This is a genomic window from Microcystis sp. LE19-8.1F, from assembly GCF_027531715.1.
Lineage (GTDB): Bacteria > Cyanobacteriota > Cyanobacteriia > Cyanobacteriales > Microcystaceae > Microcystis > Microcystis wesenbergii_A.
On record NZ_JAPZSO010000231.1, the window covers coordinates 1 to 6,564 of the forward strand.

Annotated in this window: 14 protein-coding genes and 1 pseudogene; 10 read left to right on the top strand and 5 right to left on the bottom strand. The window is 43.6% G+C overall.

Annotated elements, in window-relative coordinates:
* Nucleotides 1-395, bottom strand: a 395-nt coding sequence (locus tag O9334_RS20990; RefSeq protein WP_502846550.1) for a photosynthetic reaction center family protein, incomplete at its 3' end; no start/stop codon positions are given.
* A gap of 482 nt (nucleotides 396-877) precedes the next feature.
* Between O9334_RS20990 and O9334_RS20995 the strand changes: the two genes are divergently transcribed.
* Together O9334_RS20995 and O9334_RS21000 are read left to right on the top strand one after the other, a co-directional pair.
* A complete protein-coding gene (locus O9334_RS20995) occupies nucleotides 878-1,213 on the top strand; it encodes a DUF433 domain-containing protein (RefSeq protein ID WP_110580522.1) in 336 nt (111 codons plus the stop codon).
* Nucleotides 1,210-1,569 carry a DUF5615 family PIN-like protein gene (locus O9334_RS21000; RefSeq protein WP_110580521.1) on the top strand — a complete coding sequence of 120 codons (360 nt, stop codon included), beginning with the start codon at nucleotides 1,210-1,212 and terminating at the stop codon, nucleotides 1,567-1,569. Before O9334_RS20995 ends, O9334_RS21000 begins: the two co-directional genes overlap by 4 nt.
* 7 nt (nucleotides 1,570-1,576) lie before the next feature.
* Here the strand turns inward: O9334_RS21000 and O9334_RS21005 are convergent, their stop codons facing one another.
* On the bottom strand, nucleotides 1,577-1,738 hold the full coding sequence (locus tag O9334_RS21005) for a hypothetical protein (protein ID WP_196219406.1): 162 nt from the start codon (nucleotides 1,736-1,738) through the stop codon (nucleotides 1,577-1,579).
* Nucleotides 1,739-2,005: 267 nt separating this feature from the next.
* Between O9334_RS21005 and O9334_RS21010 the strand changes: the two genes are divergently transcribed.
* A complete protein-coding gene (locus tag O9334_RS21010; RefSeq protein WP_110580520.1) occupies nucleotides 2,006-2,509 on the top strand; it encodes a thermonuclease family protein in 504 nt (167 codons plus the stop codon).
* A gap of 41 nt (nucleotides 2,510-2,550) precedes the next feature.
* On the top strand, nucleotides 2,551-2,946 hold the full coding sequence (locus O9334_RS21015) for a hypothetical protein (RefSeq protein WP_288002302.1): 396 nt from the start codon (nucleotides 2,551-2,553) through the stop codon (nucleotides 2,944-2,946).
* A gap of 35 nt (nucleotides 2,947-2,981) precedes the next feature.
* Here the strand turns inward: O9334_RS21015 and O9334_RS21020 are convergent, their stop codons facing one another.
* Nucleotides 2,982-3,407 (bottom strand): hypothetical protein, encoded by a 426-nt coding sequence (locus O9334_RS21020; protein WP_288002305.1) that lies wholly within the window; start codon nucleotides 3,405-3,407, stop codon nucleotides 2,982-2,984.
* Nucleotides 3,408-3,427: 20 nt separating this feature from the next.
* Entirely contained in the window at nucleotides 3,428-4,204 is a 777-nt protein-coding gene (locus O9334_RS21025) for a hypothetical protein (protein WP_288002307.1), read from the bottom strand.
* 139 nt (nucleotides 4,205-4,343) lie between these two features.
* Between O9334_RS21025 and O9334_RS21030 the strand changes: the two genes are divergently transcribed.
* The 6 genes from O9334_RS21030 to O9334_RS21055 all read left to right on the top strand — a co-directional run bounded on the left by O9334_RS21030 (nucleotide 4,344) and on the right by O9334_RS21055 (nucleotide 6,353).
* The gene (locus O9334_RS21030; RefSeq protein WP_125732220.1) at nucleotides 4,344-4,562 is read left to right on the top strand and encodes a ribbon-helix-helix protein, CopG family; all 219 of its coding nucleotides are present in this window, start codon (nucleotides 4,344-4,346) and stop codon (nucleotides 4,560-4,562) included.
* A complete protein-coding gene (locus O9334_RS21035) occupies nucleotides 4,559-4,816 on the top strand; it encodes a helix-turn-helix domain-containing protein (protein ID WP_288002309.1) in 258 nt (85 codons plus the stop codon). Before O9334_RS21030 ends, O9334_RS21035 begins: the two co-directional genes overlap by 4 nt.
* A 219-nt stretch (nucleotides 4,817-5,035) precedes the next feature.
* Nucleotides 5,036-5,353, top strand: a complete 318-nt coding sequence (locus tag O9334_RS21040; protein WP_288002311.1) for a hypothetical protein — start codon at nucleotides 5,036-5,038, stop codon at nucleotides 5,351-5,353.
* Nucleotides 5,350-5,580: a PIN domain-containing protein gene (locus tag O9334_RS21045; protein ID WP_288002314.1), complete on the top strand. Its 231-nt coding sequence runs from the start codon at nucleotides 5,350-5,352 to the stop codon at nucleotides 5,578-5,580. Before O9334_RS21040 ends, O9334_RS21045 begins: the two co-directional genes overlap by 4 nt.
* Complete coding sequence (locus O9334_RS21050) at nucleotides 5,577-5,750, top strand: PIN domain-containing protein (protein WP_288002316.1); 174 nt, start codon at nucleotides 5,577-5,579, stop codon at nucleotides 5,748-5,750. Before O9334_RS21045 ends, O9334_RS21050 begins: the two co-directional genes overlap by 4 nt.
* Nucleotides 5,751-6,026: 276 nt before the next feature.
* Entirely contained in the window at nucleotides 6,027-6,353 is a 327-nt protein-coding gene (locus O9334_RS21055) for a DUF433 domain-containing protein (protein ID WP_002773891.1), read from the top strand.
* Between the two features lie 73 nt (nucleotides 6,354-6,426).
* Here the strand turns inward: O9334_RS21055 and O9334_RS21060 are convergent.
* Nucleotides 6,427-6,564 (bottom strand): annotated as a pseudogene (locus tag O9334_RS21060) (IS4 family transposase); the annotation flags it as partial.

Here is a 6,564-nt window from a genome sequence, read left to right on the forward strand (position 1 = left end):
TCCCACTGACGACCGAGGTAGCAGAAGACACCTAGTAAGAAGTGGAAAATGACTAACTGGTAGGGACCACCGTTGTATAACCACTCATCTAAGGAAGCAGCTTCCCAGATGGGGTAGAAGTGGAGTCCAATCGCGTTGGAAGAGGGAACAACTGCACCAGAGATGATGTTGTTTCCGTAGAGTAGAGAACCGGCTACAGGCTCGCGGATACCGTCGATATCTACAGGAGGAGCGGCGATAAAGGCGATGATGAAGCAGGTGGTGGCGGTGAGCAGGGTGGGGATCATGATCACACCGAACCAGCCGACATAAAGACGGTTGTTGGTGCTGGTGATCCACTGACAGAACTGCTCCCACAGGGAAGCGCTCTCGCGCTGTTGTAGAGTGGTGGTCATTGGTTTATGATTCCTATTAAGTTATCGAGGTACGATTGATTTATGATGTCTCTATCTTAAACAGTTTGTAACGGTTTGTAAAGAAGTTTGACGATATTGTTACTTATGCTATTGATAAGTTTAGCTGATATTAGAGGGGGGAAAAATAGAGAGTCCTTACTCATCGGGAAGTTTTAGCATTGGCAACAGATGAGGCTATTTTTTGAGGACGGGGAGCTATGTCACCGGCAAGGCAGCCTTTCTTGCACTTCATCCCTGGAAGTAGAAACACCTTTTCAGTTAAGTACCTAAGCAAAATTAATTACACATATCTAACCCCCTCTTGCCTTTTGCCTCTTGCATGAGTGCCTATCTTTACTAGGAAATTAATTTTGCACGACTACTTATCAGTGAACAGTTATCAAAGAGCCGGACTGATAACTGTTCACTGATAACTGGTAGCGGTGCTACAATTAAAAGAAAAAGTTTGCTCCAAGAAAACCATGCAACTAGAAGAATACTTTGAAGTTTTTGAGCCAGATGACATCCGCATTAAAGGACATCGCATTGGGATTGAGGATGTCATCAACTACCATTTAAAAGGTTATACTTCCCAGCAGATTCTCCAAGAGTTACCCAGCTTAAACCTAGAGAAAATTTACGCTACTCTCACCTATTACTATCAAAATAAGACCCTGATAGATGCTTATCTTCAGCGCCTCCGTGACTGGCAGGAAGAACAATACCAGCAGTGGTTAAATACCGAGCCATCCCCCCTGATTCAACGCCTAAGACAACTAAAACTAAAACGGAAACAGCAAGAACTAAACCTCGCATGAAAATCCGGTTTTTGTTAGATGAAAACTTATCCCCAGACCTCAAAATATCTCTGTTGCGATTGAATCCTAATCTCGATATTTTGCGAGTAGGTGAACCCGATGCACCACCACTGGGAACTTTAGACCCAGAAATCCTAGATTATGTTGCGTCATTTCAACGGTTGTTAGTTACCAATAATCGTCGCAGTATGCCTGGACACCTGAAGAACCATTGGGATAAGGGTGGACGTATTTGGGGTTTACTATGGTTGCGCCCCAGTGCTAATTTAGAAATCTGGGCAGAAGAATTATATCTGATTTGGGAAGCATCCGAAGCAGAAGAATGGATTGACCGAGTTGATTGGATTCCCTTTTAAATCTTCGCTATTTTTCGATCTTACCAGCGATCGCATTTAGCCTTGTTTTGATTCCGGTCATCCACTGGTTAAACTCGGCCGATTGCCAGTCGATAGCTTCCTTCCGTAGCCTTATCTCTTCCGTTGTTTTTTCGGTGGCTTCTAACCGGATATTTAATTCTGTAATCATCATTGCCTCAAGTATCTAAGTAGTCAGGCAAAATTAATTACCAGCCACAGAGGGCTGAAAGCCTTGCTAGACAAGGATCGCTATGGGTAAATAATTTTACCCAGATACTTATGGATTCTTTACGGCAGGGAACTTGACATATTAATCAATGGGAATCAACCTCTTTACGGAAATTTTGCCGTTGACATCCTCACCACCGTAAAATAGACGGCGATTACCAATCCCGACGATTTGGTTTTCCTTGCCACCGTCACGCACCCAAAAACCATGAAGCGTTTTTTCCTTTTAGCGATCGCCTTACTGTTGGTGTCCTGTCAGAACCTTCCCGCCTCAACCTTGGCCAATGCCCGCACTTGCACGGTGGTCAGGGGTTCGGTACACGACGGGGACACGATTAGGGTCGATTGTGACGGAAAACAGCAGAGAATCAGATTCGCCTGTGTCGATGCCCCAGAAATCAAACAGGAAAACGGCATCGTTAGTCGTGACCACTTGCGATCGCTTCTTAACCGGGCAAATAACCAAGTCACTATCAATGCTATCGATACAGATCGCTTCGGGCGTACCGTAGCCGAGGTGTACGCCAACGGTCAGCTAGTTCAACTGCAGCAGGTAAAGGACGGTATGGTTTGGGCTTACGATCGATTCAAGGCTGACTGTCCCAGCTGGAAGGAAATCGAAAGGGCTTTTAAAGAAACTCGATCGAACCGCAAGGGAATTTTCGGGGGAAACCCGATGCCACCCTGGGAATGGCGACGACGGAATCGCTAGTTTTTGATCTGTAGAGATAGAAAAATTCCCGGAGGTAAACTATGAACAGAGACATCATTACTGGAATGGACGGCGAGATTTATTCCCGTCGCGATCTGAGTCGGGAATGGGGCGGAGCGATCGATCTGGGAACCGCGAGAACCGGCAAAAGCTTCGAGGTTGACGGTCATTTAGGGGAAACTAATCGCTGCGGCGTTTGGGATAGTGTGGACAGACTAAGATTCAGGACTTCGCGTAACCTTCGTTTGGAACTCGCCACCGACCCCAACGTGATCACCGAGTTAGTCCGATTCGATAGTAAGGGTGTCGCCACCGTCGTCGGTTCGGTTGAATACGGCGACCGACTGTCTCTCAATTTAACACCGGGTCGCTACGGCCTCAGCTTCTTTGTCGAGGGAGATTTGATCTCCTATCAGGTTAATGCCAGTTTCATTTAGGGCTGTTTAAAGATCAAGGATAGCGACCGCCGAAATCAGCAAAGACCGTTCAATTTCCCCAAAACAGCCTGATGTTTCTGCCGCGCTGACCTTTCCTCGGTCGATGTGCGCTGGCACTGTCTCAAACTTTTGCCGATGGTTGATAGGTCAACTTTCAGAGTAAGCCGTTTCTTTTGAACGTAATCCCGCCAATTCTCCCGCTCAATAGCATCGAGTTCTTGGCAGATGTCAGCAGTCAGCCGATAATCCACACTAGGAGCCAAAACTTCCCCGTCAAAGTGACCGCCGGCATAGCAGCCGGGGTTATGGCAGCGGGGCAGTTTATCCAGGTTGGAGTCAAAACCATCGATGACAAGGGCAGCGAGATAGTGGTGGACAATCCCACTGTCATGACAGCAGAAGCAATTCCAGTCGGGCTGCCAGATTTCTACCTCCGCTCCTGGTTCCTTTTCGGGGCGCATCGGCTCCCTGGGGAGTTTTTTCAAGATTTGTTCCCCCAAACTAAATTGTTGGTAATCGCCCAGTCCGCAAAAGCTTTTCTTGTCTCCCACTCTTCTGGTGGTCCCCCTTGGGCTACAAAACGACCTTTTCCTTGCCGTATTTCAGCAATCCACTCCTCTCGTTTGGAATGGTTCTCCCAATCCCTTTCTTGTAATTCAGATTGAAACATCTCGTAATACACGCGGGAACGTTCTTTACCCGCGCCGTTCTTGCCGGCCAGCCATGCTTCGATGTCGTGGATGGGTGGGTTGAAGTCTTTCACCTTCTCCCTGACAAAATTGAAAAATTTCTCTCTCGCCGTATCTGAGAGAGATTTAATAAAAATCTGATAAGAATCTGGAGGAACGACGGAAGCTTTGACTGGTAAGGTTTTTGATGGGGTCAAAGTCTCCATTTTGTCCAACGAAGTCTCCATTTTGTCCAACAAAGTCTCCGATTTGTCCAATGAGTCTCTATTTTGTCCAACAGTCTCCGATTTGTCCAATGAGTCTCCATTTTGTCCAAGAATTACCACGACACCGTTAGGGGCTTCCCAGTCGATTAGTTTCTTGTCTTTGAGTCTCTGAATCCCTTTGTAAAAAGCTGCTTTGCTGATTCCAAGCTGTTGGCTAATCTCTCTTTGGTGTAGAGTTATTTTCCAGCCAGGAGCTAGGCGAATCCTCAAGTAACAGTAGAGTAGGGCTGTTGAAGAAATCAGACCGCACTGGTGAAGGGCGATCGCCTCCTCTAAGGTCATTCGATAGTGTTGCTGTTTCATCATCTTGGCTAGGTAACGTTTCTCTCCCCGTAGTCTGCTTACTACTTACATCATTACCTCAATATATCAATATGTCAATATCTAAAAGGATAAATGTCTGAAGTGCTATACTGGTTAAAAGTTATTGAGGTAAACAGATATGGGGTTTCCTGCGGTCATAGACAAAAGAGCGGAACGAGAAAAATATGGTGAAACCAAGAAGCAGAAGCAGTTTATGCTGACTGAATCTGCCAGCCACATCCTGGACAGGCTTGCCTTTGATCGCCGCGTGACTCGTTCTGAAGCAATTGAGCAACTGATTAGAGAAGAAGCCGAGCGAAGGGAGCTTTCAGAGGATTGGAAGCAGGAATCAGTATGATTTGGGAAACCAGCGAAGCGGAAGAATGGATCGATAAGGAGAAGGAACTGTACTTCTACAGCAACCTAGAGGCGTTAATGGCTGAAAAAGGCTTAAGCATCGCCGAACTGTCGGAGCGGACAGGTGTAGCCCAATCCACTATCAGAAGTCTGATCAGGGGTAGGCTCAAAAGGCTCGACAGTATCAGCACCGGCAAACTAGCCCAGTTTTTTGAGTGCAAACTGGACGAACTCTATGTGATGAAGTGGGAGTAGGGAACGGGCGACCACCTAACCAATACCCGTTGGAGTATTGTGGAGTTGGAGAGGCGATCGCTGTTCTTAGGGAGCAGTATGTGGTGGGGACGGTGACGGCTAAGATTGTTCAGCCAAAGCCTGATGAACTAAAAATATTTCCCTGATTTTAAAGGCTTATTTTGCTATAATAGGAAAGTAAAAATCCTGAAAAATTTAGAGTTAAATAGGAGAGATAAAATGGTTAATGAAATCAGTATTATTATCTCCAAAAATCCCGATGGATATTCGGTAAAATTTCCCGAATTAGAACTAATTAATCACCAAGATAGCTCTCTAGAAAATATTTTAAATCGACTCAAAGCGGTTCTAGAAACTCATCTAATTTCTTCGGATATATTCCCTGAAGAAAAACTATCTCAGCTTCCGTCTGAAGGTAAGGAAATTATCAAGTTTGCGGGGATTTGGGAAGATATTCCTGAAGAAGATTTTATAAATTTTTGTGAGGAAGTAGAACAGCGTCGTCAAAATTCTTTATCGCGGAGATTCGAGATTTGAAACCTTGTTTACTTGATACTGATATTCTTTCTTTGTTTTTCCGCAATCATCCCCAGGTCGTTCATTCTTGTAATTTATATCTCCAAGAATACAGACAATTAAGTTTTAGCTTGATTACTCATTATGAAATCTTGAGCGGTTTAAAACATCGAGATGCCCAGAAACAACTTGACAAGTTTTTGGAATTTTCTCGACTGAATCAAATTTTACTTTTAACCGAAGAATGACAACATCAGCTAAAATTTGTGCCGACTTAAGGAAAAAAGGGACTCCTCTTGACGACATCGATCTCTTAATTGCAGGAGTAGCTATAGCGAATAATTTAGTATTAATTACCCATAATCAAAAGCATTTCAGTAAAATTGAAGGGTTAGAATTAGAAGATTGGACACTATAACTATTCTGGAAAGATTTGGCAGCTTAAGTAGTTTGGGCAAAACAATAATCCTCGTTGTCTAAAACCAGAGACTTCCTAAGTAGTCGTGCAAAATTAATTTCCTAGTAAAGATAGGCAAGAGGCAAAAGGCAAGAGGCAAAAGGCAAGAGCGGGTTAGATATGTATAATTAATTTTGCTTAGGTACTTACTTCACCATTAAGATAACTGATACAATTATGATAAAATGTTAATAAATGAGCAGTAAAAATGAAATAAAATTAAGGGAAAAATTAATTATGCAACTAGAAGATTATTTCTTATTTATCTCCGAAAATGATATTAGAATCAAAGGTCATCGCCTCGGAATTGACAACGTACTCTTTTATTTCTTGGAAGGCTATACTCCAGAAGAAATAAATGCTATCTATCCCGATCTAAGTCTAGAGAAAATCTACGCTACTATTACTTATTATCTCCAGAATCAGCAAAAAATTGATGCCTATTTATTGCGCCTCCAGAATTGGCGAGAGACTCGCTATCAAGAATCCTTGAAAAATCCTTCACCTCAACGAGAAAAGATGAGAAAAATTAAACAGCAAAGGCAAGATTCTATCAAGGTATGAAAATCAAGTTTTTACTGGATGAAAACTTATCCCCCCGATTGAAAGTCGCTGTCTTAAGATTAAATCCAGAGATCTAAGTACAGGACAAAAATTGTAGGGAATGAAGAAAATCCCGATGATTAGGCAAAGAAGGGTTAAGAATCAGATGACGAAGATGGTCAAAACCTAAGCGAAAAAGACTCTTAGCACGACGACCGTGTTTCTTGAGGGG

Coding starts and splice junctions, on each gene's coding strand:
- O9334_RS20995 (WP_110580522.1), top strand. CDS start 878: ATGCAACTAGAAGAATACTTTGAAGTTTTTGAGCCAGATGACATCCGC.
- O9334_RS21000 (WP_110580521.1), top strand. CDS start 1,210: ATGAAAATCCGGTTTTTGTTAGATGAAAACTTATCCCCAGACCTCAAA.
- O9334_RS21005 (WP_196219406.1), bottom strand. CDS start 1,738: ATGATTACAGAATTAAATATCCGGTTAGAAGCCACCGAAAAAACAACG.
- O9334_RS21010 (WP_110580520.1), top strand. CDS start 2,006: ATGAAGCGTTTTTTCCTTTTAGCGATCGCCTTACTGTTGGTGTCCTGT.
- O9334_RS21015 (WP_288002302.1), top strand. CDS start 2,551: ATGAACAGAGACATCATTACTGGAATGGACGGCGAGATTTATTCCCGT.
- O9334_RS21020 (WP_288002305.1), bottom strand. CDS start 3,407: ATGCGCCCCGAAAAGGAACCAGGAGCGGAGGTAGAAATCTGGCAGCCC.
- O9334_RS21025 (WP_288002307.1), bottom strand. CDS start 4,204: ATGAAACAGCAACACTATCGAATGACCTTAGAGGAGGCGATCGCCCTT.
- O9334_RS21030 (WP_125732220.1), top strand. CDS start 4,344: ATGGGGTTTCCTGCGGTCATAGACAAAAGAGCGGAACGAGAAAAATAT.
- O9334_RS21035 (WP_288002309.1), top strand. CDS start 4,559: ATGATTTGGGAAACCAGCGAAGCGGAAGAATGGATCGATAAGGAGAAG.
- O9334_RS21040 (WP_288002311.1), top strand. CDS start 5,036: ATGGTTAATGAAATCAGTATTATTATCTCCAAAAATCCCGATGGATAT.
- O9334_RS21050 (WP_288002316.1), top strand. CDS start 5,577: ATGACAACATCAGCTAAAATTTGTGCCGACTTAAGGAAAAAAGGGACT.
- O9334_RS21055 (WP_002773891.1), top strand. CDS start 6,027: ATGCAACTAGAAGATTATTTCTTATTTATCTCCGAAAATGATATTAGA.